The following is a 26,275-nucleotide window of genomic DNA, read 5'->3' on the forward strand; positions in this document are numbered from 1 at the left end:
ACGTTGTTCACCGCTTGTGAGCTGGCCCTTGTGCTGTCGGGAGGGCCGAACCACGGCTCCGGTTCACCCGCGCGCAACATGCCCGGAACCTGACCGGAGCCGCGCCGCGGAGGCCGTCGGGCGGCCGTTGCGGCCCCCGATAGGCCGAACGGCACCCAACCGGGCCGAATTCCTTGTGAAGAAGTTCACGAACTTCGTCGTGGCGGACCCCCGAAGGGGCCTCCGGAACGCCTCCGAACGGCTCAGAGGTGCAGGCCGGAGTGCGTTTGAGCAGCTGCCAGGGGTGCCTGCGGCTACGCCACGGAGAGCGCGATTCCGTCCAGGATGTCGTGCTCGCTGACGACGACCTCGCGGGCTCCGGTCCGCTCCATCACCGCGAGCAGGATCAGCGCCCCGGAGGCGATCACGTCGACCCGTCCCGGGTGCATCGCGGGGATCGCCGCGCGCTCCTCGTGCGTGGACGCGAGCAGCCGCCCGGTGATCTCCTGGACCTGCTCGAAGGAGACCCGGGAGTGGTGGATCGCCTCGGGGTCGTACTCCGTCAGTTCCAGGGCGATCGCGGCCACCGTGGTGACCGTGCCGGCCAGGCCGACGAGCGTGGCGGCCCCGGCGATCGGGACGGTCTCCTCGACGAGGTCCAGGGCGACGGCGATGTCCGCGCGGATCGCGGCGACCCGGTCGGGGGTGGGCGGGTCGACGACGGTGCCGTCCTGCACCAGGTGACGTTCGGTCATGCGCACGCAGCCCATGTCCACGGACCGGGCGGCGCGGACCGCGTCGTCGCCGACCACGAACTCGGTGGAGCCGCCGCCGATGTCCACGACGAGGTACGGCTTCGCCAGGTGGTCGCTGCCGGCCAGCTCCTTGGTGGCGCCGTCGAAGGAGAACTGCGCCTCCTGGTCGCCACTGATCACCTCGGGCTCGACGCCCAGGATGTCCAGGACGCCCCGGACGAACTCGTCACTGTTCTCCGCGTCGCGCGAGGCCGAGGTGGCGACGAACCGCATCCGCTCCGCCCCCAGCTCCTTGACCACCGCGGCGTACTCGCGGCAGGCCGCGAAGGTGCGCTCCAGGGCGTCGGGGGCGAGCCGGCCGGTCCGGTCGACCCCCTGCCCCAGGCGGACGATCTGCATCCGGCGGTCGAGCTCGGTGAGCTCTCCCGTCACGGGGTCGGCGTCGGCGACGAGCAGACGGATGGAGTTGGTACCGCAGTCGATGGCGGCAACGCGGGTCATACGGACTCCTGAGGTGGTGGTGTCGGGGCTAGGGCCTGTCGTCGCCGCACGGTGATACGCACGGGCCCTTCGCCCACCACTCCGGCAGCATCGCGATCGCCTCGTCGCCCAGCGGGTTCACCCCGGGACCGGCCGCCAGCGAGTGGCCGACCAGCACGTGCAGGCACTTCACCCGGTCCGGCATGCCGCCCGCGCTCGGGAAGCCCTCCAGGACCTCGATGGCGTCCCGGCGCGCGATGTAGTCCTCGTGCGCCGCGCGATAGGCGGCGGCCAGCTCCGGGTCCGTCTGCAGACGCTCGCTCATCTCCTTCATGACCCCGTTGGCCTCCAGCGTGCCGATCGCGGACGCGGCACGCGGACAGGTCAGATAGAAGGTCGTCGGGAACGGCGTGCCGTCCTCCAGACGGGGCTGCGTCTCGACCACGTCCGGGTTGCCGCACGGGCAGCGGTGCGCGATGGCGCGCAGTCCGCGCGGCGGGCGGCCGAGCTGCTGCTCGAACGCCGCGATGTCCGCGTCGGTGGGCGTGGTGGATTCGGTCTGCGGAGGGGGGGTTTCCATGCCTGCCTTGGTTCTGCTCGAAGGTGCTTCTCAGATGGTGCGGGTCAGTCGCGGTCGGCGTTGTCCACGCCGTCCCAGAGGTTCGAGTGCCAGGCACGGTCCGTCGTGCTCGGCTCCCCGCGGCGTTCCTCGGCCGCGTCGGGGTCGATCACGGTGTAACCGGTCTCCCCCGGAAGTACGTAGTGAAGGTGCTCGCGGGCCAGCCGCCGGATGTAGGCGTCGTCCTTGAGCCGCGCCTTCTCGTCGCGCAGCTCCTCGGTCCGCAGCCGTGCCTCCTGCGACAGGCGCTCCTGGTCGGCGATCTCGTCGCGCTGGGAGACGTACTGCCGCATCGGGTACGCGAGCGCGACCACGAGGGAGCAGACGACCAGGGCGAGGAACGCGGCGCGGCCGGTGAGGCGCGAGCGGCGGGCCTGGCGTCGGTTCTGGGACCGGTAGACGCGGGCGGCGGTCTGCTCACCGAGCAGTCGCAGCCTGGTCGCGGTGGAGAACCGGTCGCGGTCCTTCCCGGCCATCTCTCACGCCTCCCCATTACACACGTCCGTCCCCGCACACGGTACGGGACCGAGTGCGGGGACGGACGGAGGCTGGTGACTTCGGCCCGCGGAGGACCGGCGATCAGCCCTGGCTGCGCCGGTCAGTCGGCGAAGCGGAACCGCGGGAACGCCGAGCGGCCCGCGTACACCGCGGCGTCGTCGAGGATCTCCTCGATGCGCAGCAGCTGGTTGTACTTGGCGACGCGGTCCGAGCGGGCCGGGGCGCCGGTCTTGATCTGACCACAGTTCACGGCGACGGCGAGGTCGGCGATGGTGACGTCCTCGGTCTCGCCGGAGCGGTGCGACATCATGCACTTGAAGCCGTTGCGCTGGGCCATCTCGACGGCGTCCAGGGTCTCGGTCAGCGAACCGATCTGGTTGACCTTGACGAGCAGGGCGTTGGCGGAGCCCTCCTCGATACCGCGGGCCAGACGCTCCGGGTTGGTGACGAACAGGTCGTCACCGACGATCTGCACCTTGGAGCCGATCTTCTCGGTGATGACCTTCCAGCCGGCCCAGTCGTCCTCGTACAGCGGGTCCTCGATGGAGACCAGCGGGTACGCGGAGACGAGCTCCTCGTAGTACTCGGTCATCTCGGCGGCCGAGCGGGACTTGCCCTCGAACTCGTACTTGCCGTCCTTGTAGAACTCGGACGCGGCGACGTCGAGCGCGAGGCCGATGTCGCGGCCGGGGACGTAACCGGCCTCCTTGATGGCCTCGACGATGAGGTCCAGGGCGGCGCGGTTGGACTCCAGGTTCGGCGCGAAGCCGCCCTCGTCACCGAGACCGGTGGACAGGCCCTTGGTCTTCAGGACCTTCTTCAGCGTGTGGTAGATCTCCGCACCCCAGCGCAGGGCCTCGGAGAAGGACTCCGCACCGATCGGCGCGATCATGAACTCCTGGATGTCCACGTTGGAGTCGGCGTGCGAGCCGCCGTTCAGGATGTTCATCATCGGAACGGGCAGCAGGTGCGCGTTCGGGCCGCCGAGGTAGCGGAAGAGGGGGAGGTCGGACGCCTCCGACGCGGCGTGGGCCACGGCGAGCGAGACGCCGAGGATCGCGTTGGCGCCGAGCGAGCCCTTGTTCTCGGTGGCGTCCAGGTCGAACATCGCCTGGTCGATGAGGCGCTGCTCGGTGGCGTCGTACCCGACGAGCTCCGGGCCGATCTGCTCGATGACGGCGAGGACGGCCTTCTCGACGCCCTTGCCCATGTAACGGTTGGGGTCGCCGTCGCGAAGCTCAATGGCCTCGAACGCACCGGTGGAGGCGCCGGACGGAACAGCAGCACGTCCCGTGCTGCCGTCGTCGAGGCCAACCTCGACCTCGACCGTGGGGTTGCCCCGGGAGTCGAGGATTTCCCTGGCTACGACGACGTCGATGGACGGCACGAGGCATCTCCTTCTGGGATATGACACTGGTTGTGCAGGGTCACTGTGGCCTTGCGACACGAGCCTAACCGGCCGGACCCCATCGGCCAGCCGGGCGCCCGTCCCCTGGGACGAAAAAGGACCCAAGGGCATGCATTCACGGGCAAACGTCCAGAAATTTACTGGCGAGTAACTACAACACTTGAACGCTCAACGTCGCCGGGCCGCGCCGCGGCGCTCGCGTCCGTGCGGAAAGACCCCGACCCGGCACGCACGGGGGAGAGCGCACCGGGTCGGGGAGCAGAGCGGGAGGGATGCCGCCGGACACCCTCCCAGGGGGGGGAGGAGAATCCCAGGTGTTACTTCGTCAGGTGGAGCTGCTGGCCCGGGAAGATCAGGTCGGCGTCCTTGACGATGTCGTCGTTCAGCTCGAACAGCTTCTCCCAGCCGCCCTTGACGTCGTGCTTCGCGGCGATCTTGCTCAGGGTGTCGCCGGTCTTCACCTTGTACTCGCCGTCACCCTTCTCGACCTTCTCGCCGGTCGGGGTGGTGACGGTCTTCGGCGCCTCGGTCTTCGGGGCGGTGCGCTGCTCGCTGCGCGTGGTCGGCTGCTCGGCCTGACGCTCCGGCTGGGCCTGCTCGTCGCTGCTGCTCTGCGTGGAGCCGGTGTCGACGCCCGGGTCCACACCGTCGTTGGTCAGGTTGCCGGCGCCGGCGCAGGCCCAGGCACCCGGGCCCTGCAGGTCGAGAAGCTTCTCGGCGGTGGCGATCTGCTGCGACTTGGTGGCCAGGTCGGCGCGGGACGCGTACTGCGTACCGCCGGCGGCGGCCCAGCTGGACTGCGAGAACTGCAGACCGCCGTAGTAGCCGTTGCCGGTGTTGATGGACCAGTTGCCACCGGACTCGCACTGGGCGACGGCGTCCCACGTGGAGACGGAGGCGGCAGAGGCGCCGGTCGCACCCATCAGCGGGACGGCGACAGCGGCACCGGCGACACCGGCGAGCGTGGCGACACGGACGGCCTTGGACGGGCGGCGGTGCTTGGCCTTGCTGGAAAACAGCATGGAGCTTCTCCTCACCGACGCCTACGAGGTGAGCTGTCGGGTTCGGGCCAAGTGAGTTGCCCGGTCGCACGTCCTTGCACGCGACTTCACCCCAAGCCGGTCCTGAGCCGTCTTCCGACGACCTGGCCCGGCGCTTACCTGGGTCCCCCGCTCCTGCCTACGGCGCTTTACGCGTCTGTTCCCTTCGACCGACGGCAGGATTCGGCGTGACGGTCGACGGGGCCCGCGGTGCGAGCGGTTCCGACCGTAAACATAGCCAACCCGACATTCAAAGAGGGACATACCGGCCATTCGTGCCTTACTTGCCTCCACGGAATGAACGTTTCCGCAGGTCGGAGGGGACACGGAAGGAGTAGCCGGACGCGACACGCCAGTTGAAGCAAAGAGACCCATGTCTCACTTACGCATAAGTGGACATAGGTCCCTGAACTACCCCCGATTTTGGGGTGTTTTCCCGAATTGGATCAGTTGCGCTTGGAGCTCTCCGCGCTGCCGCGCTGACCCAGATCGAGGCTCTGGCCGGGCAGGATGAGGTCCGGGTCGGAGCCGAGCTCGCTCTTGTTGGCTTCGTAGAGCTCGGTCCAGCCGCCGGGAACCTTCTGTGCGTCAGCAATCGCCCAGAGGTTGTCGCCGGGCCGCACGGTGTAGTCACCTTCGGGGCTCGCCGCACCCGCGTCGCGGGCCTCGCCGTCACCGCGCGAGGCGTGCCGGCCGGAGTCGCGCCCGTTGCCCCTGTCCGTGTCCTGGCTCGCCTCGGGGGCCGGGGTGCCGCGGTGCTTGCCGCCGCCCTCGTCCGTGCCCGCGGGGGTGTCGGACGCCTCGGGGGACGGCGTGGCGGAGGGCGAGGCGGAGTCCTCGGACTCCTCCGTTCCGTCCGTCGTGTCATCCTTGCCGGACTTGCCGGACTTATCGCTGTTGTCCTTCTTGTTCGCTTCGTCCGTCGTGTCGTCCGTCGCGTCGTCCGACGGGAGCAGCGAGTCCGAGGGGTCGGCGGAGGGCACGCCGCCCGGGTCGACGCCCGGCAGGGTGCCGTCCAGCGCGAGCCCGGAGATGACCGCGCAGCTCGGCCACGCCTGCGGACCCTTGTCCTCCAGGACCTTCTCCGCGACGGCGATCTGCTGCGAGCGGCTGGCGAGGTCGGCGCGGGGCGCGTACGCCGAGCCGCCGTACGCGGACCAGGTGTCCTGGGAGAACTGCAGGCCGCCGTAGTAGCCGTTGCCCAGGTCGGCACTCCACATGCCACCGCTCTCGCACTCGGCGACCCGGTCCCAGGTCGAGGCGTCGGCGGCGTGCGCACCGGTCGCACCGAGCAGCGGGATGGCGATGGCCGATCCCGTCACGCCTGCGGCGACGACGATGGCGGGTGCCTGGCGAGGGCGACGGTGTCTGCCGTTCGCGGAGCCCATGGGATTGCCTTCCGTGTGACTGACATGTGACTGCTGTGGTGAACGGTGAACCTAGCGGGACTCGAACGTGTGTCACAAGTCGATGCAGCGGAGATCACGTGAAAGTCACAGAGTTGACGGAGTGTCACCTTGCCCGAGCGGCACCCCGGGTGCGAACTCCACCGGAAGGGTGCGCAGTCCGCGCATGATGAGCCCGCCACGCCACCGCAAATCGGCAGGTTCCACCGCAAGGCGCAGGTCAGGGAGGCGTCTCAGGAGCGTTGCCAGCGCGGTCTGTCCCTCCAGGCGGGCGAGCGGCGCGCCCACGCAGTAGTGGATGCCGTGCCCGTATCCCACGTGCTGATTGTCACTCCGAGCGAGGTCCAGCGTGTCCGGATCGCGGAAGCGCTCGGGGTCGCGGTCGGCCGCGGCGAGGACGACCAGTACGGGGTCCCCGGGGGCGATGTCCTGCCCGCCGAGCGTGACGGGCTCCGTGGCGTACCGCCATGTGGCGAGCTCCACCGGGCCGTCGTAGCGCAGCAGTTCCTCCAGGCCGGTGGCGAGGAGGTCCGTCTCGCCCGCGTCGAGCGAGCGCTGGAGCCGCTCGCGTTCACCGGGGTTGCGCAGCAGCGCGTACGTACCGTTGCCGATGAGGTTGACCGTCGTCTCGAAACCGGCGAAGAGAAGGATGAACGCCATCGCCGCGGCCTCGTTCTCGGTGAGGTGCTCGCCGTGGTCACTGGCCCGGATCAGACCCGAGATCAGGTCGTCGCCCGGATTCTCCCGTTTGCGGTGGATCAGTTCGGCGAGGTAGCCGCGCATCTTCTTCACGGACCTGGCCACCCCGCCGCGCGGGCCGCCGCCGTGCCGGATCATCATGCCCGCCCAGTCGCGGAAGTCGTCCTGGTCCTCCGGCGGGACACCGAGCAGGTCGCAGATCGCGTAGATGGGCAGCGGGAACGCGAAGTCGTGGATGAGGTCGGCCTTCCCCTCCGCCACGAAGTTGTCGATGAGCCGGTCCGTCAGCTCCTGCACGCGCGGTGCGAACTCGGCGACCCGGCGCGGGGTGAACGCCTTGGAGACGAGGCGGCGCAGCCGGGTGTGGTCCGGCGGATCGATGTTCAGCAGATGCGTCATCAGCTCCGCCTTGCGCTCCCCCGGGATGCCCGTCCTGCCCTTGGCGTGCGCCGACCCGGCGTGGTGGGCCGGGTTCTTGGACAGCCGGGTGTCGGCGAGTGCCTGCTTGGCGTCCGCGTACCGGGTCACCAGCCAGGCCTCGACCCCGCTGGGGAGCGTCGTCCGGTGGACGGGGCTGTGCTCGCGCAGCCAGGCGTACGCCGGGTAGGGATCGGTGGCGAACTCCCACGTGAAGAGTTCGGGGGCCGCGGCGGGGCAGTGGGAGGGGCTGTCGTTCACCCCTCGACGTTAGCCGCCGCCTCCCCGCCCTCCGACCGCAGCTCCGCGATGGCCCGCTCGGCGGCGTGGTTTCCCATCTCCAGGGCCTTGCCGAACCACTCCTCCGCCGCCGCCCTGTTGCCCTGTTCCCATTCCAGCCGGCCAAGGGCGAAGGCGCCGGAGTACGCACCCCGCGCGTGGCCTTCCTCGAACCAGCGCCGGGCCTCGTCCCACTCCCCCCGTGCCTTCGCGGAGTAGCCCAGATTGACCGGTGCGCTGATCTCCCCCGCCTCCGCCGCGGCCCGGAAGAGCCGCTCGATCTCCTCGGCCGGCTCGCCCAGGTCCTCCAGGGTCAGCGCCAGATTGTTCGTCGCCCCGGTGTCCCCGTGGGCCATCGCCCTGCGGTACCAGGTCTCCGCCTCGTCCGGCTCCCGCCAGTCGCGGAAGATGTTGCCGATGGTGATGGCGACGTCCTCGTATCCCATGTCCGCGGCTCTGCGGAGCCACTTCATCGCCTCGTGCGGCCTCTCGTCCCCCAGGAGAAGATGCCCCAGCCGGGACGCCGCTTCGGCGTCTCCCCCCTCGGCCGCCTCGGTCAGCCAGAACGCGGCGCGCTCGCTCAGCACGGTGGCGAGAATGCTCTGCGAGGCGATGTCGCCCGCCGTCGCGGCCGTCTCCAGATACGGGACGGCTTCGGTACCGGCGCCCCGCGCGACGAGCAACGCCCCCACCACGCCCGCCGCCTGCTCACTGCCCGCGTCCGCAGCCCTGCGGTACCAGGACTCGGCGCTCTCCGCGTCCCCGGTCTCCAGATCGAGGGAGCCGAGCATCATCAGGACGTCCTGATCGTCGTCCGCCGACGGGCCGAGGGACCGGTGGGCCCTCGCGACGATCTCGGTCCGCTTCCTCTCGTCGCCCCGTACCGCTTCCAGCGCCCACGGCCACAGTTCCAGGGGTACGGGCGGGGCGTCCTGCCCCTGGTCCTCCACGTCGTTGGTCAGCGAGCCGAAGGCGCTCCAGGTGTCCCGGACCGGACCCCGGACCAGCATCCCCGTCACCCCGTGACGCACACCGGCCGCCCAGGCGAGCGCGTCGTCGAAGGACCCCGCCCCGGCCCAGGTCCCGGCTCCGTACAACTCGTGGGCCCTGCGGAGCACTTCGCCGGGTATCGCACCGTCGGCCCCGCACCGGGCGAGGTCGATCGCCGCACGGACCACGTGGTGTCCGCGACGGCGGGCCTTCGTGCGCCCGGCGCGACGCCACTCGTCATGGAGTTCCGGTCCGATGGCGAGGTACTCGGTGACACCCCGCGCCCCGCGCCCCACGGAGGCGCCCCACAGCCGGAGGTCGTCGGCGTACTCCTTGAGCCGCCTCAGCTCCGTCCTGCTCCAGTCACCACTCAGCTCGACCGGTTCCACGCCGCTGAGCACGCGTGCACTCGCGGTCGCGCCGAAGCGGTGGGCGTCGTACGCCTCGTCGTTCATCGTGGCGACGACCACCGTGCGCTGCTGGACGAGCTCCGCCAGCACGGCCGCCGTGAGGCCGTTCTCGCCGAGGTGTCTCTCCAGTTCGTCCAGCCACAGGACGCACGACTCGTCGCCCCGGCCGCGCAGCACGGCGGGCAGGCCGCGCAGATCCGTGCCGGGCGGCGGCGCGTAGATCCTCGTCGTCTCGGAGAGGTGGCCGACCGCCGCCCATGTCGTCCTCGTCTTCCCCGACAGCGGCTCGCCCGTCACCAGCACCAGCCCGCCGGTCGCGAGCGCGTCCAGGAGCATCCGGGCCAGAGCCGCGTGGCAGTCGCGCCGGACATACGGCGGAAGGGACGGCTCGTCCGGCAGCCGGCGGGTGCGCCGTACGCCCAGCGCGACCGGGTCGGCGTCCCCGAGCCTCGGCCAGTGCGCCACGGCGGGCAGCGGGGGGTGAAGGCCCGGCCCGAAGTAGTTGTACTGGGTGCCCGCTCCCTGGACCGGTCCGAGGAAGGTGCCGCCGCTGACGGAGTTGCTGACGGGTCCCAGGGCGGTGCCACCGATGACCGCGTTACCGGCGGGGGCCTGCGCCGGCACCGTCTCCGCCGGGTCCGAGCGCGGGAAGAAGGTCCGCAGTTCCGACACCGCGTCCGGGTCCACCGCCGCCACCTCGGCGAGCCGGCGGACCAGGTCGCGACGCCACCTCGGATCGACGGCCTCGGAGGCCCGCATCTCGTTCAGAATCCTGCGGAGCCGTAACGCCCCGGCGACCCCGGGGCGCGACTCCTCGTAGACACCGAAGAGCCGGTCACTGCGCCCGTCGTCCGCCAACGCCTCCAGCAAGGCGTCGGCCAGCGACTCGATCTCCCCGTCCACGCACTGTCCCCCACACCTCGAACGGCCCCTGGAGCCACCGTACTAACGGGCGTCGGCCTCCGCCGCCAGGATCGCGTCGCGGTAGGTGCGGGCCGCCGCACGCAGGGCGGCCTCCGGGTCGGTTCCGTCCTGTTCGGCCCGTACGGCGAGGGCGAGGAGTTCGTACCCGACGGTGTCCCCCGCGGGGAGCGCGACGTCGAGTCCGGCGCCGCGGACCCTGCTGCCCAGCTTGGCGGCCAGCGCCAGTCCGGGCTGGCCGAGCGGGACGCCTTCGGTCACCGAGTCGCGCTGCTTCTCGATCGCCTTGGTGCGCTGCCAGTGCGCGTGGACGTCCTCGGGGGTCTCGGCGGTCTCGTCCCCGAAGACGTGCGGGTGGCGGTGGATCAGTTTCTCCACGAGGCCGGCCGCGACGTCGTCGAGGTCGAAGGGCTCGTCGGGATCCTCCTGCGCGATCCGGGCGTGGAAGACGACCTGGAGGAGTACGTCCCCCAGTTCTTCGCGCAGTTCGTCCCGGTCGCCGTCCTCGATCGCCTCGACGAGCTCGTACGCCTCCTCGATGCCGTACTTGGCGAGGCCCTTGTGCGTCTGCTGCGAGGACCACGGGCATTCGAGCCTGATCCGGTCCATGACCTGGACCAGATCGAGGAGCCGGGCGCCCGGCAGGTCGTACGAACCGGGCAGCAGTTCCAGGTCCGGCATCTGCACCCGGCCGGAGCCGCCGAGCCGGGCGAGACCGTCGGTCAGCGGCTGGTTCCCCTCGCCGCCCACCAGCACCACCACGGTCCGGCCGCCGACGCAGTCGTCGACGAGTTCCTGGGCGGAGGGCACACCGTGCTCGACCGTGACGCCCGCCTCGCGCAGATACGGCAGCTGCGGATGGTTCCGTTCACCGCACAGCACCCGGTCCGCCGCGTGCAGGGTCTGCCAGGCGGGCCAGGACAGCAGTCCGGGCGCCACCCGGTGGCTGGCGGTGAGCAGGACGATACGGCCGGGGTCGCCGGGGGCTTCAGCGTTCACCCCTCGAACCTACCCCGGCCGGGGACCACCCCGTCCGGGCACCCGGATCAGGCGCCGGCCTCGGGGGCCGGCTGCTCGAACTCCGTGACCTGGGTGATCCACGGGGCCTTGTAGTTGCCGAGCTGGATCTGCTGGTCGTCCCAGACGCCGAAGCGCGGATTGACGTCGATGTCGAGGGCCTTCGACGCCTTGGCGAGCGCCTCCCCGACGACCTTCTGGCCCTCGGGGCTGGAGAGGTCGGCGCCGAGCGCCTGCGCCAGCTTGGGCAGCTGGACCTCCCTGCGCAGATCGTTCTCGATCTGGTCGGGGGCCACCCAGCGCTGCTGGAGCATCATCGCCTGGAGCTGCTTCTCACCGCCGGACTGGGCGGCAGCCGCCAGGTGCATCTCCTGGACCTCCTTGCGGCTGACCGTCACTCCGGCGTCCTTCGACGCCCGGTCCAGAATCCGCCCGAAGATGATCCCGTGCAGCTTGGCCCGGCTGAGCTGCCCCGAGCCCTTCACCAGCTGCGCGGACTGCGCCGAGCTCTCCTGCGCGCTGCGCACGTCCGCCACCTGTGCCTGGAGCGCGGACACCTCGATGCGGTCCCCGCCGACCAGGGCGGCGGCGCCCGGATGGGCCTCGCTCCCGCAGGCGGAGAGGAGCGGCACCCCGACGAGCAGGGCGGCTGAGACGGAGAGCGCGGTGCGACGGCGGCGGTGCAAAGGAGCCTCCCGGGGAGAGATTGTGCATCAGTGCACAAAGCCTTGCGGTGATCGATGTTAGGCAGTGGACGTGGTTGGGGCCACTGATTCGACCAACGATTCGGCAGGAGTTGGGGATGCGGTGCGCCGGCGGGCCCTTCAGGGCACACGTTCGACCACGGCGGATCCGCCGTCAGGCGCCGCGGACGTCCTGCTGGTGCTCCAGCTGCCTGCGCAGTTCCACGGGGAGCGGGTGGTGCGGCCCGTAGGTGCGCTCCGCGTCGTACAGCAGGTTCTGCAACTGGCCGCGTCCCGCCGCGTGGTCACCGACCGCGAGCAGCAGGTGGCCGATGCGGTGCCGGATGTCGAAGGCGCGGCCGGGGTCGGCGGTGACCGCCCCGTACGCGTTCTGGTAGTACGGAAGGACCGCGCGGTACTCGGCGAGTGCGGCGGCGGGCTCGCCCAGTTGCTCCAGGCACTGGGCCGCGTCGTAGCGGAACTGGAGGGTCTGGACGTCCGCCGGGCCGGCCTCGGCCGTGCGGTCGTCGGCGAGGCGGCGCAGTTCGGGCAGGGCGCGCCGGTACTGGCCGTCGTCCATCAGGGTGGCCGCGTACTGCTTGCGCAGGATCCGGACGACCGGTGAGTGTTCCCCGTGTTCGGCCGCGGCGGCCGGAAGGATGCCCCCGAGGATGTCCACGGCCTGAGTGATCCGGCCCTCCGCGAGGAGCTGCTTCACCTCGTCGACGGCGCGCGCGACGTCCGGGCGGGCGGGCGCCGGAGAGCCGGTACCGGGCACGGACGGGTGCGGTACGGGCGCGGGGCCCTGGGCGGCGGCGGCCCGGTCCGGCCAGGGGGCGTGCGGGCGCAGGAAGGGCCGGGTCGGGTCGAGCGGTCCGGCCGGTACGCCACGGGCGGGCAGCAGGGGCGCGAGCGACTCGTACACCTCCTGGGCGGAGGCGGGCCGGGCCTGCGGGTCCTTGGCGAGCAGCCGCAGGACGAGCGCTTCGAGCTGCGCCGGGACCTCGGACCTGAGATGGCGGACCGGCAGCGGAGGTTCGTAGAGGTGGCGGTGCAGGACCCCGAGCGCGGTGGAACCCGCGAAGGGCACGTCCCCGCTGAGGAGTTCGTGGAGGAGGACGCCGAGGGCGTAGAGGTCGGTGTACGGGCCCACGGCGCCGCCCATCGCCTGCTCGGGGGCCATGTAGGCCGGGGAGCCGATCGGTGAACCGGTGTGCGTGAGGCGGGTGGTGTCGGTGTCCAGGACGGAGGCCACGCCCAGGTCGAGCACGATGACGGTGCCGTCCGGCCGGACCATCACGTTGCGGGGCTTGAGGTCGCGGTGGACGATCGGCACGGCGTGCACCGCGGACAGCACGGCGCAGAGCTGCGCGGCGACCGCGACGGCCCAGGGCCAGGGGTACGGGTCGTGTTCGGCGAGGTGGTCGGCGAGGTCGGCGCCCTCGACGTACTGCATGACGAGGTAGAGGTCGTCCCCGTCGTTGCCCGCGTCGTGGACGGTGACGAGGCCGGGGTGGTCGACCTGGGCGGTGACCCGGCACTCGCGGACGAAGCGGCGGCGCAGCTCGTCGGCGGCGTCGCTTCCGGTGGGCCCGGCCACCCGGTCCGGGCGCAGCAGCTTCACGGCGACCCGGCGGTCGAGCCGGCGGTCGTACGCCGTCCACACCTGGCCCATGCCGCCCTGGCCGAGGATCGTCGCCAGCTCGTACCGCGCGGCGATGACGCGTCCGGTCACCGGTCCTCGCCCTCCTTGCGGAGGTAGTCGCTCAGCTCGTCGAGCTCGGCGCGGACCTGGTCGAGGCGCTGGGGTGCGGCGGGCGGCGGGGTGTGTGCGGGCGGGGGTACGGCGGGCGGGTAGCCGTACCCGGGGGTCGGGGCGGGCGTGTTCGGGACGTGCGGGGCCGGGTGCGGCGGGGCGGCCTGCTGCGGGACGTATCCGCCGTACGGCCCGTGCGGCTGCGCCACCGGCGGGTGCGCGGCTCCGTATGGCCCCTGGGGGCCGTAGTGCTGTATCTCCGCGTACAGGTAATAGGCGACGACGCCGACCATCACGCCGAATATCCAGGAGACACCGATGAACGCCTCGGCGTCGCTCGTCTGCTCGGGGTCCTCCGGCATGACGATCATGAACGCGAAGAGCCCCGTGTTGAGCGCGAACACGAGCGCGAGCAGGGCCCAGTCACGCCCTTTGCGGGTGACGACCGCGAGCCGCAGCATCGCGGCCCAGCCCAGAAGTCCACAGCTCAGCACGGTGAGCGCCACGAAGAGCACCCGCAGCGCCGTCAGCACTCCCGAGGACGGGCGGCGCTTCGGTGGCTGCTCCGGCGGATAGCCGTAGCCGTGCATGTGACGCTCCTGGAAGGCGTATGTCGGACGTGTGCAGTGAGCGTATACACCGACACCGACAGCGGGACCCGGGTTGTGCACAACCGTTGTGGTTCACGTCACTTCGGAGCGACCGAGCCGTCCGTCAGCCCGTCGTACATGCCCTGCACCAGGAGACCGCCGAGCCGCCCCGCCGTCCGCAGCGCCTCCTCGAACGCGGCGAGCTGCCGGAACTGCTCCCCGTACCGCTGCTGTTCGGCCAGCGGCAGTCTCGGCAGCTGGAGCCGCCGGGCATCGAGCCGGGTGGCGGTGGACGCGTAGCTGCTGGCCTGCCGGTTGTTGGCGGTGCCGCGCAGGAAGCCGGCGAGGAACCAGGGGTCCAGGGCTGCCGGATCGGGCCGCAGGAGCTGGAGGTTGCGGCCGAGGGCCGCGCCCGCGGTGGCCTCGTCGACGACCCGGGCGACCGAGCCGCCGCCGAGCACGGGGACGACGACGTCGCCGGGCTGAAGAAGGAGCGCTTCGTCCGCGGCGCCTTCGGGCTGTGCTGCCGGGGCGGCGGGTGTGCCGCTCGGGGGCGTACCGCCGAGGACGTCGTGCTCCGTGAGGACCGGGGCGGTTCCGCCGCCCGGTCCGCCGGTGCGCAGGTGGAGGGCACCGGAGCGGGCGAGTTCGCCGACGGTGGTGAGGGGCCAGCGGGCCGGGTCCGAGAGGTCGGCGGGCGGTGGGGTGAGGCGTGCGGTGAGGCGCAGGGTGTCGGCCAGCCGCTCGCGTACGCCGGTCAGTTCGGCCGCTCCGCCGCCGGCCGCGGGGCGCGGAAGGTGCCGGGCCGGGGCGAGGTCCACGTCGTCGTCCAAGAGCTCGATGACGGGGACGGCGCGGCTGAGGCCGGGACGCGCGGCGGGAATGCCGGGGGCGGCCGTGCCCGTGGGACCACCTGGGTCCGTGGCGTCCGCCCGGTCCGCCCCGCTGAAGGACCGCCAGGCGTCGAGTACGGCGTTCCGCACGGCCGGCCAGTCGAGCCGGTCCCGGCCGCCGCCCGTCTGGGCGCCGGGCCCGCCGGCCGCCTCGGCGGGCTCCGCCGTGTCGACGAGGAGGAGTTCGGGCGCGGGGTGGAGACCGCTGCCGGGCTTGCGCAGGACCCAGAGATGGAGCGGGATGCCGTACGGCGGCGCGGCCCCGGCCGGGAGCGCGATGACGGCGCGGAGGGCGCCGCGGCGCAGCAGGTCGGCACGGATGCGGCGGCCGGAACGGCGGGACGCGGCGGCCGGGGGCATCAGCAGGACGGCGGTGCCGCCCTCGCGGAGATGGGCCAGCGCGTGCTGGACCCAGGCGAGTTCGGACTCGGTCCGTGCGGGGAAGCCGTACTCCCAGCGCGGGTCGTAGGCCAGTTCGTCGTGTCCCCAGTTGCGCTCGTTGAACGGCGGGTGGCAGAGCACGGTGTCGGCGGCCAGCCGGGGGAAGGCGTCGGCGCGCAGGGTGTCACCGGTGTGCACGGCGAGCGCCGGCGCGTCGGCCCGCGAGCCCTCGGAGTGGAGGGCGAGCCGGAGCGCGGTGAGCGCGGCGAGGTCGGGGTCGGCCTCCTGCGCGTACAGGGCCGTGGGCCGGCCGACCGCACGCAGCAGGGCGCCGGTTCCGGCGGCGGGGTCGAGGACGGTGCGGGCGGGCTGCCTGCCCGGCTGCCTGTCCGCCTCCTTCCACGGTTCCGCGAGGTCCGCCATCAGTTCGGCGAGGCCGGGCGGAGTGAGTGTGTACTGACGCGGGTTGGCGTCGAGCTGGCGGCCGAAGAGGAACTCGAAGCACTGCCGGGCGCCCGTCTCCGCGGCGAGTTCGGCGGCGGCGCGCAGCAGGGGGACGGAGGGCAGCAGGTCCGCGGCGGCGGGCGTGTGAACGGCCCGCCCGGCATCCGGTCCGAAGCGCGCGGTGAGTACGTCCTCCACGGCCACCGGCAGCACACCGGCCATCCGTTCGTCCGAGACCGCGGCGATCTCCAGCCAGGCGGTGGGCCTGTCGCGTACGAGCAGGAGGGCGCAGCCGGTGTGGACGAGGGCGGTCACGGCACCGGCCGGATGGCCGGACAGCTGCTGCCAGACCCGCTCGCGCAGCGGGACCTCGGCGAGCTTGCCCTGGTCGCGCAGCCACCCCTCGACCTCGGCGAGGGCGAAGGAGGGGCTCGTCTCGGTCCCGCCGACCGGCTTGGGGAAGTCGGCGTGGCGGCGGCGCCAGTTACTGACGGCGGCGCGCCCCACCCCCGCGAGCCGGGCGATCCCGGCCGCGGTCACCTCTGTCGTGTTCTCCGGCACTGACTGCCTCCCTGCTCCGCTGCTCCGCCGCTGCCCTGTCGCCCAAGAGCTGTGTCGGCGAGCATACCGACCCGACCGCGTGGCACCACTTCACAGTGTGGATCCATCAATTCCCTGTGAACCGTGTTGACTCGGTTCACAGGCTCTGGTCTTATTGACCACGTCGCCGCACCTCGCACGGTGCGGAACCGCTCACCACTCATCCCTGCATTCGCCGGAGGGCACAGCCATGTCCCAGTTCACGCAGCCCCAGCAGCCGTTCGCCCCCGACCAGGCTCCGGGCTTCCGGCACGCCCGTAACGGCCTGGGCACCGCGGCCCTCGTCCTCGGCCTCATCGGCACGGTCTCCGGCCTGATCCCCTTCCTCTTCTGGCTGGCGGGCATCCTCGGTCTCATCGCCCTGGTCCTGGGCCTGACCGGACGCGGCCGGGTGAAGCGCGGCGAGGCCACCAACAAGGGCGTCACCACCTTCGGTGCCGTGCTCGGCCTGCTCGCGCTGATCCTGTCGGTGGTCGGGGCGGTCCTCACGTTCAAGGCCGTGGACGACGTGGTGGACGAGATCAACAAGTCGACGGCGGGCAGCTCGGCCGCGGCGAAGCCCGGCGGGACGAAGGACGAGCCCGCGCCCGAGACGTCCGACGACGCGGCGGGCGAGGACGAGCCCACGGACGAAGCCCTGGAGGGGCGTGACACCGCCGTGTACGACGACGGCCTGGAGATCACGGTCAGCAACGCCGCCGCGTACACCCCGGACGCGTACGCCGCAGGTCACACCAAGGGCAACCGCGCCTACAAGGTCTCCGTGGTCGTCGAGAACAAGACCAAGGAGAAGTTCGACGCGACGCTCGTCGGCGTCGACGCCCGGGCCGGCGAGGACGGCGTCAGCGCCGAGCAGATCTTCGACGGCAAGGTCGGCGCGGGCTTCAGCGGCACGGTCCTGCCGGGCAAGAAGATCACGGTGCAGTTCGCCTTCGACGCCCCGGCGGACGCCAAGAACCTGAGCGTCGAGGTCAGCCCCGGCCTCGACTGGGACGCGAGCCAGTGGGAGCTGAAGCTCTGACACCGCTCCCCGGGCGCCGGGCACCGGCGCCCCCGCCCCCGCCCCCTCCGCAAGCCCCGCATCGCCCCTGACATCCGGAGCCCGCACCATGCACCCCGTAGCCCGCACCGCCGCAGCCGCTCTCTGCACCGTCGCGGTCCTCGGTCTCACCGCCTGCGGGCCGTTCCCGGACGACACCGGGTCCCAGGCCCCGTTCGCCGGGCTGACGGCCCCCGAGGTCACCAACAAGGCGATCGCCGCGACCCGGGCCGCCACGTCCGTACGGCTGGCCGTGACGACGGAGTCGGCGGACGGGCCGGTCCAGGTGTTCGTCACCGCCGGGGCCCTGGGCGCGTGCACGGGGACGTTCTCCACGGGGTCGGCCGGAACCATGGAGCTGATCCGGGCCGACGGCACCGTCTACACGAAGTCCGACGAGGCGATGCTGCGGGCGATGGCGGCGGACCGGCCGGGCGGCGACACCGAAGCCGACATCGAGAAACTCACCGGCCGCTGGGTGACGGCGCGCCCCGACGACCGGCGCACGGCGGAGAACCTGCGCTACTGCGACCCCCGGAGCCTCCTCGACCGCCTGGCGGCGCGGAGCGGCACCGCGCACAAGGGCAGCCAGGCCTCCGTCGGCGGCCGTCCGTCCCTGACCCTGACCGGCGGGTCCGACGCGTCCGGCGCGTCCGGCGCGTCGGACGGGCCGGACGGGGAGTCCTGGACGGCGAGCGTCGCCACCGAGGGGAAGCCCTACCTCCTGAAGATGCGCCTCACCGGCCGTGAACGCGCGCCACTCACCGTGGAGTTCTCGGAGTTCGGCACACCCGTGCCGGTGAAGAAGCCCACCGTCTGACCGGCCCCGTTCGCCGACTGCCCAGCCCGTCACACGCGGTGGCGCACCCACACGTTCGGCTCCGTGTAGACCGCGTACCCGTGCGCGACGGAACAGTGCACCGGCACCAGGGCCCCGGGCACCTCCACCGGCCCGTCCACGTCGAACGGCAGCCCGGTCCAGCTCCGCCACTGCGCGAGCGAGCCGCTCACCGTCATCGACACCGGCGCCACCGCCTCGATCACCCCGCCCGCCCGTACGTGGACCCGGAGCCACGGGTCGCTCGGCAGGCCGTCCTCGTCCCGCGTCCGGCGGGCGTACTCCTCCATGGGCGCCGACGCCTCCAGGTGCTTGCCGTTCGGCCGCACGGGGGCGACGAGCTCCTGGAATCCGAGCTTCGCGGTGTTCTCCCGCAGGGCGGCCACCATCCGGCCCGATATCCCCTTCCCCAGATGCTCCTTGGAGACGGTGATCTCGATCGCGCTGACCGTGTCCGTCGTCCGCCCGCGCCGCAGATCCGAGAACGCCCACAGCAACGCCTGGTCCCAGCCGCCCGGCGGCAACTCCCTGCGCCCGGCCACGTCCAGGGCGAACGGCACGCTGTAGGCGCGGGCCACCACGACGCCCTCGTCGTCCGTCGCGACGAGCACGTGCTGGGGGAACTCGACGGCGATCCTGGGGAAGTTCGCCCAGCCCACCAGGTCCTCAAGGACGAACTCCGGCCAGGTGTCCGGCATCTCCTGGATGGGCCCGGCCAGTTCGGGACGTGCGGCGAGTGTGGTGATGATCAGCTTCATCCGCCCCACGCTAGCGACGTCATGGGAAACGTCCACCGATTTCTTCCGGGGCCTGCCCCGTTCCCGGGACCCGCCCCGTCAGCGGTGATCTACTTTCCCTGCTGCGCACGCGGAAGGAAGGCGGAACGGTGGACGAGAACCCCGGGCTGACGGAGCGCTTCGAGGAGCACCGGCCCCATCTGCGCGCGGTGGCCTACCGGATGCTCGGCTCGGCGAGCGAGGCCGACGACGCCGTCCAGGACACCTGGCTGCGCGCGAGCCGCGCCGGCACGGACGGGGTCGAGAACCTCGCCGGATGGCTGACCACCGTGGTGTCCCGCGTCTGCCTCAACATGCTGCGCTCGCGCGAGACCCGCCGCGAGGACCCGCTGGAGGCGTACGCCCCCGGCCGGGACGAGGAGAACGACGCACGGCACGACCCCGAGCAGGAGGCGCTGCTGGCGGACTCGGTCGGAGTGGCCCTGCTCGTGGTCCTCGACACGCTGGCGCCGGCCGAGCGGCTCTCCTTCGTCCTGCACGACCTGTTCGCGGTGCCCTTCGACGAGATCGGCCCCCTGCTCGACCGTTCCCCGACGGCCGCCCGCCAGCTCGCGAGCCGTGCCCGCCGCCGGGTCAAGGGCGGCACAACGGTGCCCGCTCCGGACCCGGGTCTTCGGCGCCGGATCGTCGACGCCTTCCTGGCCGCCACCCGGGGCGGCGATTTCGAGGCGCTGGTCGCCCTCCTCGACCCCGACGTGGTGCTCCGGGCCGACCGGGCCGTCGTCCCCACCCCGGAACCCGTCGAGGTCCGTGGCGCACTCCCCGTGGCCAAGGGCGCGATGGCCGCCATGGGCCGGGCACGTTTCACCGGTCCGGCTCTGGTGAACGGCACGATCGGCCTCGCGATGGCTCCGCACGGACGCCTGCGCGTCGTCCTCGCCTTCACCGTCGTGGACGGCAGGATCACCGAGATCGACGTGATCGCGGAGCCGGAGCGCCTGGGCGAACTCGACATCGCCGTGCCGGAGGACCACTGACACCGCGGGGGCGCCGGCCACCGGGCGCCCCTGTCAGCCGCCGCACTGCCGCAGCATCATCTGCTTGTCCGGGGCGGTCACCGGCATCGCGTACTTCTGCGCCACCTGCGCGAACCGCACCGCGTACGCACAGCGCACGCGCTTGTTCGGCGGAAGCCAGGAGGCCGGGCCCGAGTCGCCCTTCGACGAGTTGGCGCGGCCCTCGACGGGAAGCAGGTTGAGCACGTCGTTGGCCAGTTGCCTGCGCTTGCTCTCCGGCCAGCGCGAGGCACCCATCTGCCAGCTGTATGACAGCGGCACCACGTGGTCGATCTGGACCTCGGCGGCCCGCTCCTTGCGCCAGTCCAGAGTCCGCCCCGTGTACGGGTCGTACAGCTTCATCGCCACGACGACGCAGTCCGAACCACCGCGGTAGCGCAGGCCCTGGCCGTCGCGGTGGAGGAGATCGTTACGGGTGTCGCAGCCGTTGCGCGCGAGCGGGACCCCGTCCGCCGTGTCCATCCAGGCGTAGCCGAACTCGTCCCGCTCGTAACCGGTGCGCGGCCCGCGGCCCTTGGTGGCCACGCCCTCGATGAGCTTGCGGGCCGCGGCCCTGTCGTCCCCGGACGTCAGGGGGGCGAGCCCCGGCTTCGTACCGTCCCGATTGCTCAGGGGACTGGCCCCGACGCCCTCGGCCGGCTGCCCGCCACCACTGGCCGCGCTGCTCGTGCCCCCGCTCGCACCCCCCGTCACCTGCGGTTCGCAGCCGACCAGGGACAGCGCGACCGCCGCACTCAGGGTGGGCAGTACCACTCGGTACACACGGGGAGATATCACTCGGAGCCATCCTGACGGGGAGAAAGCCGAACCCGGGAATCCTACGGACGTCTTCCCCGGCAGCGGCCGTTCAAGGCAGGCGACCCGCCCGGATGGGGCCCGGATCACACACCGGCCCCCCGAACGGCCCGCCCTGGCTCACATCTTCCCGATTCCCAACGGCCCGCCCCGGGCTCACACGTTCCCGATCCCGAACGGCCGCCCCGGGCTCACACCTTCCCGATGCCGAGCGTCGTCTCCGACGGCAGCAGCCCGGCTCCGAGCACCGCCACCCACAGCGGCCCCAGCAACTCCACCAGCCGCTCCCGGCCTTCCTCTCCGAGGGCCGCCCACGGCCCGGCCGCCTCCTCGTCGGTACGGCGCTCCACCTCGGCGCGCAGCGCACGGCCCGTCTCCGTGACCATGCCGTCCGGCTCCAACAGCCCGCGCGCCTCCAGTCGTTGACGTGCAGCCGCCCACTCGTCCGCACTCCACCCCCGGCTCTCGAACACCTCGGGGCGCGCCGCGCCGACACCGGCGAAGGAGACCAGCGACTCCACCGGGTCGAGGCCCGAGGCGACGAGCGCCGCGATGTGCCCGTCGCCCCGGTGCTCGCGCAGGACGGTCGTGGCCTGCCACAGCGCCAGATGCGGGGCATCCGGCCAGGGCAGCGCGGCGTTGGCCTCGGCGAGCGGCCGGCCCGTCACGTCCGCCGCCTCGGCCGCGCGGCGGACCAGCGCGGCGATCTCGGCGAGCTCCGGACCGTCGATCCACTCCGCGAGCAGTGCTCTGTACGTACGGTCGACCGCCCGCGTCCGGGCCGCGAGCACCGCTTCCGGCGCGGCGACGGACCAGACGGCCGGGACGTACTCCCGGACCATCGCCGGGCAGAAGCTGTAGAAGGTGTCGACGACCTGGCGCTCCCCCGCCGCGCCGAGCGGCGCGGCCCGCCAGGCGAAGTAGCCCGGCCAGCGCTCGTCGACTGCGTAGCCGAGCGCGGCGGCCTCCTCGCGGGCCTCGGGCGCGTAGTAGAGAACGGCGTGCAGAGGCTCCAGCAGATGCCACATCTGACGCACACGACCCAGCTCTTCGGACATGTCTCCGCCTTCCCCAGAACTCCACGACTCAAGGAATCTTGCCAGTGACTAGATCTCCTCGGACCCCCAGAGTGCGCCCCTTCCTCGAACTTGTCAACGACTAGATTGGGCGTACTCTGCTGACCATGAGCAGCGAGCGCACCTATCACCACGGCGACCTGCGGCGCGCCGTTCTCACCGCCGCCCTCGACGTCGTCGCCACGGACGGCCCCGGCGCCCTGAGCCTGCGCGACCTGGCCCGCCGGGCGGGCGTCTCGCATGCCGCCCCGGCCCATCACTTCAAGGACAGGACCGGCCTGCTCACCGCGATCGCCGCCGAGGGCTACACCCTCTTCGCCGACGCACTGGACGAGGCGCCGACCCTGAACGAGCGGGGCGTGCGGTACGTACGGTTCGCCCGGGACCACCCCGCCCACTTCCAGGTGATGTTCCGCCCGGAACTCCACCGCCCCGACGACGCGGAACTGCTGGCGGCGAAGGCCCGCGCCGGCGACTCCCTGCGCGCAGGCGTCAGCACGCGCCCCGCCGAGGGCCGGACCGACGCGGGCATCGCGGCCTGGTCCCTGGCCCACGGCTTCGCCACCCTGCTCCTGAGCGGCAACCTGACCGGCCCCCTGGACGGCCGGGACCCCGAGGAGGTCTTCCGCTCACTCGCGGGGCTGCTCTTCGCGCCGGACGTCCCTGCCGCCGAGTGACCGGACGCCCACCGGGGCCGGCCGCAAGCGGTTCAGGCTCTACGACCCCAGGATCGTCGTCAGGAACTCCCCGGTCCACGCCAGGAGTTCGCGGCCGACGACCGGCTTGCCGCCGATCCTGCCCGCCGTGGGGCGCGGAACCAGGATCTGGTGGGCGGCCGGCTTGATGACCGTCTTCGGGTGGAGCCGCTTGAGGCGCAGCTCCTGCGACTCGCGCAGTTCCACCGGCGCGAAGCGGATGTTCGACCCCTGGAGGACGATCTCGCCCACCCCGCAGGCACGGGCCAGCATGCGCAGACCGGCGACCAGGAGCAGGTTCTCCACCGGTTCGGGGAGCTTGCCGTAGCGGTCGGTGAGCTCCTCGCGGACCGCCCTGATGTCGTCCTCCGTGTTGGCGGAGGCGATCGCGCGGTACGCCTGGAGGCGCAGCCGCTCGCCGGGTGCGTAGTCGTGCGGCACATGGGCGTCGACCGGGAGCTCGATCTTGACCTCCAGCGCGGCCTCCTCCTCGACGCCGCCGTCGACCGCCGCCCGGTAGTCGGCCACCGCCTCGCCGACCATCCGGATGTAGAGGTCGAAGCCGACGCCCGCGATGTGGCCGGACTGTTCGCCGCCGAGCAGGTTTCCGGCGCCGCGGATCTCCAGGTCCTTCATCGCCACGTACATGCCCGCGCCCATCTCCGTGTGCTGGGCGATGGTCGCCAGGCGCTCGTGGGCGGTCTCGGTGAGCGGCTTCTCCGGCGGATACAGGAAGTAGGAGTAGCCCCGGTCCCTGCCCCGGCCGACGCGACCGCGCAGCTGGTGCAGCTGCGAGAGGCCGAAGTTGTCGCCGCGCTCCACGATCAGCGTGTTGGCGTTGGAGATGTCGATGCCGGACTCGACGATCGTCGTCGAGACCAGGACGTCGAACTTCTTCTCCCAGAAGTCCACGACCACCTGCTCCAGGGCGCTCTCGCCCATCTGCCCGTGCGCCGTGGCGATACGGGCCTCCGGCACGATCTCGCGGAGCCGGGCAGCGGCGCGGTCGATGGACTCGACCCGGTTGTGGATGTAGAAGACCTGACCCTCGCGCAGCAGTTCACGACGGACGGCGGCGCCGATCTGCTTCTCGTCGTACGGCCCGACGAAGGTGAGGACGGGGTGGCGCTCCTCCGGCGGCGTCGTGATCGTCGACATCTCGCGGATGCCGGTGACGGCCATTTCGAGCGTACGGGGGATGGGCGTCGCGGACATGGTCAGTACGTCGACGTTGGCACGGAGCTTCTTCAGCTGCTCCTTGTGCTCGACGCCGAAGCGCTGCTCCTCGTCCACGATGACCAGGCCCAGATCCTTGAACTTCGTCTCGGCGGCGAAGAGCCGGTGCGTGCCGATGACCAGGTCGACCGAGCCCTCGCGCAGGCCCTCCAGCGTGGCCTTCGACTCGGTGTCTGACTGGAAGCGGCTCAGGGCCCGTACGTTGACGGGGAACTGGGCGTACCGCTCGGTGAAGGTGCCGAAGTGCTGCTGGACGAGGAGCGTGGTCGGGACGAGGACGGCGACCTGCTTGCCGTCCTGGACCGCCTTGAACGCCGCGCGGACGGCGATCTCCGTCTTGCCGTAGCCGACGTCGCCGCAGATCAGGCGGTCCATGGGGACCGTCTTCTCCATGTCCTCCTTGACCTCGGCGATGGTGGACAGCTGGTCGGGCGTCTCCGCGTACGGGAAGGCGTCCTCCAGCTCGCGCTGCCACGGGGTGTCCGGACCGAAGGCGTGCCCGGGGGCCGCCATCCGCGCCGAGTACAGCTTGATGAGGTCGGCGGCGATCTCCTTGACCGCCTTCTTCGCGCGCTGCTTGGTCTTGGTCCAGTCGGCGCCGCCGAGCCGGTGCAGGGTCGGGGCCTCGCCGCCCACGTACTTCGTGACCTGCTCCAGCTGGTCGGTGGGGATGTACAGCCGGTCGCCGGGCTGGCCGCGCTTGGCCGGGGCGTACTCGACGAGGAGGTACTCGCGGGTGGCGGACTGCACCGTGCGCTGCACCATCTCGATGTAGCGGCCCACACCGTGCTGCTCGTGGACGATGTAGTCGCCCGTCTCCAGCGTCAGCGGGTCGATCGTCTTGCGGCGGCGGGCCGGCATCCGGCCGAGGTCCTTCGTGGCGGTGCGCTGACCGGTCAGGTCGGTCTCGGTGAGCACGGCCAGCTTGAGCTCCGGATCGACGAAGCCCTGGTCGATGGCACCGCACGACACATGGACGACGGACGGCGAGATCTCGGCCAGATCCTGGTCGAGGCGGGCGGCGATGCCCTCGCCGCCCAGGACCTCGACGGTACGGGAGGCCGGGCCCTGGCCCTCGGTGACGTACACCGTGCGCCAGCCGTCCGCCAGCCAGCCCTTGGTGTCGGCGAGCGCGCGGGCGGTGTCGCCCCGGTACGTCTCGGGGGCACGCATCCGGAGCTTGAGGGTGTCCTCGTCCAGCTCGTGATCGGCGGCGAACGGGGAGACCGACCACCACATCATGTTCAGCTCGCGGGCCCGGTCGCGGACGTCCGCGATGCCGCGGAGCGAGGCCGCGCCGACGTCGATCGGGGCCTCGCCGCCACCCGCCGTGGCCGCCCAGGACGCCTGGAGGAACTCCTGGCTGGTGGCGACCAGGTCGGTCGCGCGCGTACGCACCCGCTCCGGGTCGCAGACCACCGCCATCGAGCCCTTCGGCAGGACGTCGATCAGCAGCTCCATCTCGTCGACCAGCACCGGGGCGAGGGACTCCATGCCCTCGACCGCGATCCCCTCGGCGATCTTGCCGAGCAGCTCGCCCAGCTCCGGGTGGGCCTCGGCGAGAGCGGCGGCCCGCGTACGGACCTCGTCCGTGAGCAGCAGCTCGCGGCAGGGCGGCGCCCACAGCCCGTGTGCGGCGACCTCCAGCGAACGCTGGTCGGCGATCTTGAAGTAGCGGATCTCCTCGACGTCGTCGCCCCAGAACTCCACCCGCAGGGGGTGTTCCTCGGTCGGCGGGAAGACATCCAGGATTCCACCGCGTACGGCGAACTCGCCGCGCTTCTCGACCAGTTCGACCCGGGAGTACGCGGCAGCCGCGAGCGCCTCGACGACCTCGCCCAGATCGGCGCTCTGCCCGCCGGCCAACGCCACGGGCTCCAGATCGCCGAGCCCCTTGACCTGCGGCTGGAGTACGGAGCGCACGGGGGCGACGAGGACACTGACCGGTCCGGTCTCCGGGTCGTCCTTCCTCGGGTGCGCCAGCCTGCGCAGCACGGCGAGGCGGCGGCCCACGGTGTCCGAGCGGGGCGAGAGCCGCTCGTGGGGCAGGGTCTCCCAGGACGGGTAGTCCACGACGGTGTCCGGCGGCAGCAGCGTGCGCAGCGCCGCCGCCAGGTCCTCCGCCTCCCGGCCGGTCGCGGTGACGGCGAGCACGGTCCGCCCGGTCTCGCGGGCCAGCGCGGCCACGGCGAAGGGGCGGGCGGCGGACGGCCCCACCAGGTCGACGTGCATCCGGTGACCGTCGGCTGCGGCCTTCACCGCTTCGGAGAGTGCCGGGTCACGTACGACGACATCCAGCAGACCGTGCAGGCTCATGAAGGGCTTCCGTCCGGGTACGGGGGTGTACTGGCAGCCGGCTGCTGCCAGGGGCGCCGCGCCGACCCCGGCAGGGGGCAACGCGAAGGGCCCGACACGTAGGACGGGCCGGGGTTCCAGACTACGACTCCCCTACGACAGCCGCTCCCGCAACCGCGGCACGCCGGGCTCACCACCGGTCACCGGTCAGCCGAATGCCCGG

At 72.0% G+C, this 26,275-nt stretch carries 21 protein-coding genes and 1 riboswitch; of the genes, 4 read left to right on the top strand and 17 right to left on the bottom strand.

The genetic code is table 11. The features are described 5' to 3' along the window. Nucleotides 1-293: 293 nt before the first annotated feature. The 13 genes from OG230_RS14245 to OG230_RS14305 all read right to left on the bottom strand — a co-directional run bounded on the left by OG230_RS14245 (nt 294) and on the right by OG230_RS14305 (nt 16,226). On the bottom strand, nt 294-1,235 hold the full coding sequence (locus tag OG230_RS14245) for a Ppx/GppA phosphatase family protein (protein ID WP_328910570.1): 942 nt from the start codon (nt 1,233-1,235) through the stop codon (nt 294-296). Between the two features lie 28 nt (nt 1,236-1,263). After that, a complete protein-coding gene (locus tag OG230_RS14250; protein WP_328910571.1) occupies nt 1,264-1,794 on the bottom strand; it encodes a DUF501 domain-containing protein in 531 nt (176 codons plus the stop codon). Nucleotides 1,795-1,838: 44 nt separating this feature from the next. Continuing rightward, entirely contained in the window at nt 1,839-2,309 is a 471-nt protein-coding gene (locus tag OG230_RS14255; protein ID WP_328910572.1) for an FtsB family cell division protein, read from the bottom strand. Nucleotides 2,310-2,431: 122 nt separating this feature from the next. After that, the gene (gene eno, locus OG230_RS14260; RefSeq protein ID WP_328910573.1) at nt 2,432-3,718 is read right to left on the bottom strand and encodes a phosphopyruvate hydratase; all 1,287 of its coding nucleotides are present in this window, start codon (nt 3,716-3,718) and stop codon (nt 2,432-2,434) included. Between the two features lie 338 nt (nt 3,719-4,056). Next, nucleotides 4,057-4,761 carry a transglycosylase family protein gene (locus OG230_RS14265; protein ID WP_328910574.1) on the bottom strand — a complete coding sequence of 235 codons (705 nt, stop codon included), beginning with the start codon at nt 4,759-4,761 and terminating at the stop codon, nt 4,057-4,059. 3 nt (nt 4,762-4,764) lie between these two features. Then, nucleotides 4,765-4,936, bottom strand: a riboswitch (cyclic di-AMP (ydaO/yuaA leader). A 289-nt stretch (nt 4,937-5,225) separates the two neighbouring features. Then, nucleotides 5,226-6,167: a transglycosylase family protein gene (locus tag OG230_RS14270; protein ID WP_328910575.1), complete on the bottom strand. Its 942-nt coding sequence runs from the start codon at nt 6,165-6,167 to the stop codon at nt 5,226-5,228. A 105-nt stretch (nt 6,168-6,272) separates the two neighbouring features. Then, nucleotides 6,273-7,562 carry a cytochrome P450 family protein gene (locus tag OG230_RS14275; protein WP_328910576.1) on the bottom strand — a complete coding sequence of 430 codons (1,290 nt, stop codon included), beginning with the start codon at nt 7,560-7,562 and terminating at the stop codon, nt 6,273-6,275. Beyond that, complete coding sequence (locus OG230_RS14280) at nt 7,559-9,883, bottom strand: tetratricopeptide repeat protein (RefSeq protein ID WP_328910577.1); 2,325 nt, start codon at nt 9,881-9,883, stop codon at nt 7,559-7,561. The genes OG230_RS14275 and OG230_RS14280 overlap by 4 nt, the downstream gene beginning before the upstream one ends. 42 nt (nt 9,884-9,925) lie before the next feature. Next, complete coding sequence (locus OG230_RS14285; RefSeq protein ID WP_328910578.1) at nt 9,926-10,900, bottom strand: nucleoside triphosphate pyrophosphohydrolase; 975 nt, start codon at nt 10,898-10,900, stop codon at nt 9,926-9,928. Between the two features lie 47 nt (nt 10,901-10,947). Beyond that, on the bottom strand, nt 10,948-11,604 hold the full coding sequence (locus OG230_RS14290) for a SurA N-terminal domain-containing protein (protein ID WP_328910579.1): 657 nt from the start codon (nt 11,602-11,604) through the stop codon (nt 10,948-10,950). A 172-nt stretch (nt 11,605-11,776) separates the two neighbouring features. Continuing rightward, the gene (locus OG230_RS14295) at nt 11,777-13,336 is read right to left on the bottom strand and encodes a serine/threonine-protein kinase (protein ID WP_328910580.1); all 1,560 of its coding nucleotides are present in this window, start codon (nt 13,334-13,336) and stop codon (nt 11,777-11,779) included. Continuing rightward, nucleotides 13,333-13,947 carry a hypothetical protein gene (locus OG230_RS14300; RefSeq protein WP_328910581.1) on the bottom strand — a complete coding sequence of 205 codons (615 nt, stop codon included), beginning with the start codon at nt 13,945-13,947 and terminating at the stop codon, nt 13,333-13,335. The genes OG230_RS14295 and OG230_RS14300 overlap by 4 nt, the downstream gene beginning before the upstream one ends. A gap of 98 nt (nt 13,948-14,045) precedes the next feature. Next, nucleotides 14,046-16,226 carry an N-6 DNA methylase gene (locus tag OG230_RS14305; protein WP_328910582.1) on the bottom strand — a complete coding sequence of 727 codons (2,181 nt, stop codon included), beginning with the start codon at nt 16,224-16,226 and terminating at the stop codon, nt 14,046-14,048. 229 nt (nt 16,227-16,455) lie between these two features. On the opposite strand from OG230_RS14305, the gene OG230_RS14310 reads away from it, so the two are divergent. Continuing rightward, on the top strand, nt 16,456-17,286 hold the full coding sequence (locus OG230_RS14310; protein ID WP_328910583.1) for a DUF4190 domain-containing protein: 831 nt from the start codon (nt 16,456-16,458) through the stop codon (nt 17,284-17,286). Nucleotides 17,287-17,374: 88 nt separating this feature from the next. Further along, nucleotides 17,375-18,124 carry a hypothetical protein gene (locus OG230_RS14315; protein ID WP_328910584.1) on the top strand — a complete coding sequence of 250 codons (750 nt, stop codon included), beginning with the start codon at nt 17,375-17,377 and terminating at the stop codon, nt 18,122-18,124. Nucleotides 18,125-18,153: 29 nt separating this feature from the next. On the opposite strand, the gene OG230_RS14320 is transcribed toward OG230_RS14315, so the two are convergent. Next, nucleotides 18,154-18,900, bottom strand: coding sequence for an N-acetyltransferase (locus OG230_RS14320; protein WP_328910585.1), 747 nt, complete (start codon nt 18,898-18,900; stop codon nt 18,154-18,156). Between the two features lie 128 nt (nt 18,901-19,028). Between OG230_RS14320 and OG230_RS14325 the strand changes: the two genes are divergently transcribed. After that, nucleotides 19,029-19,916: a sigma-70 family RNA polymerase sigma factor gene (locus OG230_RS14325; protein ID WP_328910586.1), complete on the top strand. Its 888-nt coding sequence runs from the start codon at nt 19,029-19,031 to the stop codon at nt 19,914-19,916. Nucleotides 19,917-19,949: 33 nt separating this feature from the next. Here OG230_RS14325 and OG230_RS14330 read toward each other — a convergent pair whose 3' ends face one another. Both OG230_RS14330 and OG230_RS14335 read right to left on the bottom strand, forming a co-directional pair. Beyond that, a complete protein-coding gene (locus OG230_RS14330) occupies nt 19,950-20,732 on the bottom strand; it encodes an HNH endonuclease family protein (RefSeq protein WP_328910587.1) in 783 nt (260 codons plus the stop codon). Nucleotides 20,733-20,941: 209 nt separating this feature from the next. Beyond that, a complete protein-coding gene (locus tag OG230_RS14335; RefSeq protein WP_328910588.1) occupies nt 20,942-21,808 on the bottom strand; it encodes an SCO6745 family protein in 867 nt (288 codons plus the stop codon). 125 nt (nt 21,809-21,933) lie between these two features. Here OG230_RS14335 and OG230_RS14340 point away from each other — a divergent pair, with 125 nt between their 5' ends. Beyond that, nucleotides 21,934-22,503 (top strand): TetR/AcrR family transcriptional regulator, encoded by a 570-nt coding sequence (locus tag OG230_RS14340; protein ID WP_328910589.1) that lies wholly within the window; start codon nt 21,934-21,936, stop codon nt 22,501-22,503. Nucleotides 22,504-22,542: 39 nt separating this feature from the next. Here the strand turns inward: OG230_RS14340 and mfd are convergent, their stop codons facing one another. Continuing rightward, the gene (mfd, locus tag OG230_RS14345; RefSeq protein ID WP_328910590.1) at nt 22,543-26,073 is read right to left on the bottom strand and encodes a transcription-repair coupling factor; all 3,531 of its coding nucleotides are present in this window, start codon (nt 26,071-26,073) and stop codon (nt 22,543-22,545) included. Between the last annotated feature and the right edge of the window lie 202 nt (nt 26,074-26,275).

This window comes from Streptomyces sp. NBC_00234, from assembly GCF_036195325.1.
Lineage (GTDB): Bacteria > Actinomycetota > Actinomycetes > Streptomycetales > Streptomycetaceae > Streptomyces.

What these genes read in the sequence shown, in the direction of transcription:
- OG230_RS14250 (WP_328910571.1), bottom strand. Translation starts at nt 1,794, where the DNA reads ATGGAAACCCCCCCTCCGCAGACCGAATCCACCACGCCCACCGACGCG.
- OG230_RS14320 (WP_328910585.1), bottom strand. Translation starts at nt 18,900, where the DNA reads ATGAAGCTGATCATCACCACACTCGCCGCACGTCCCGAACTGGCCGGG.
- OG230_RS14270 (WP_328910575.1), bottom strand. Translation starts at nt 6,167, where the DNA reads ATGGGCTCCGCGAACGGCAGACACCGTCGCCCTCGCCAGGCACCCGCC.
- mfd (WP_328910590.1), bottom strand. Translation starts at nt 26,073, where the DNA reads ATGAGCCTGCACGGTCTGCTGGATGTCGTCGTACGTGACCCGGCACTC.
- OG230_RS14310 (WP_328910583.1), top strand. Translation starts at nt 16,456, where the DNA reads ATGTCCCAGTTCACGCAGCCCCAGCAGCCGTTCGCCCCCGACCAGGCT.
- OG230_RS14255 (WP_328910572.1), bottom strand. Translation starts at nt 2,309, where the DNA reads ATGGCCGGGAAGGACCGCGACCGGTTCTCCACCGCGACCAGGCTGCGA.
- OG230_RS14265 (WP_328910574.1), bottom strand. Translation starts at nt 4,761, where the DNA reads ATGCTGTTTTCCAGCAAGGCCAAGCACCGCCGCCCGTCCAAGGCCGTC.
- OG230_RS14300 (WP_328910581.1), bottom strand. Translation starts at nt 13,947, where the DNA reads ATGCACGGCTACGGCTATCCGCCGGAGCAGCCACCGAAGCGCCGCCCG.
- OG230_RS14245 (WP_328910570.1), bottom strand. Translation starts at nt 1,235, where the DNA reads ATGACCCGCGTTGCCGCCATCGACTGCGGTACCAACTCCATCCGTCTG.
- OG230_RS14315 (WP_328910584.1), top strand. Translation starts at nt 17,375, where the DNA reads ATGCACCCCGTAGCCCGCACCGCCGCAGCCGCTCTCTGCACCGTCGCG.
- OG230_RS14340 (WP_328910589.1), top strand. Translation starts at nt 21,934, where the DNA reads ATGAGCAGCGAGCGCACCTATCACCACGGCGACCTGCGGCGCGCCGTT.
- OG230_RS14335 (WP_328910588.1), bottom strand. Translation starts at nt 21,808, where the DNA reads ATGTCCGAAGAGCTGGGTCGTGTGCGTCAGATGTGGCATCTGCTGGAG.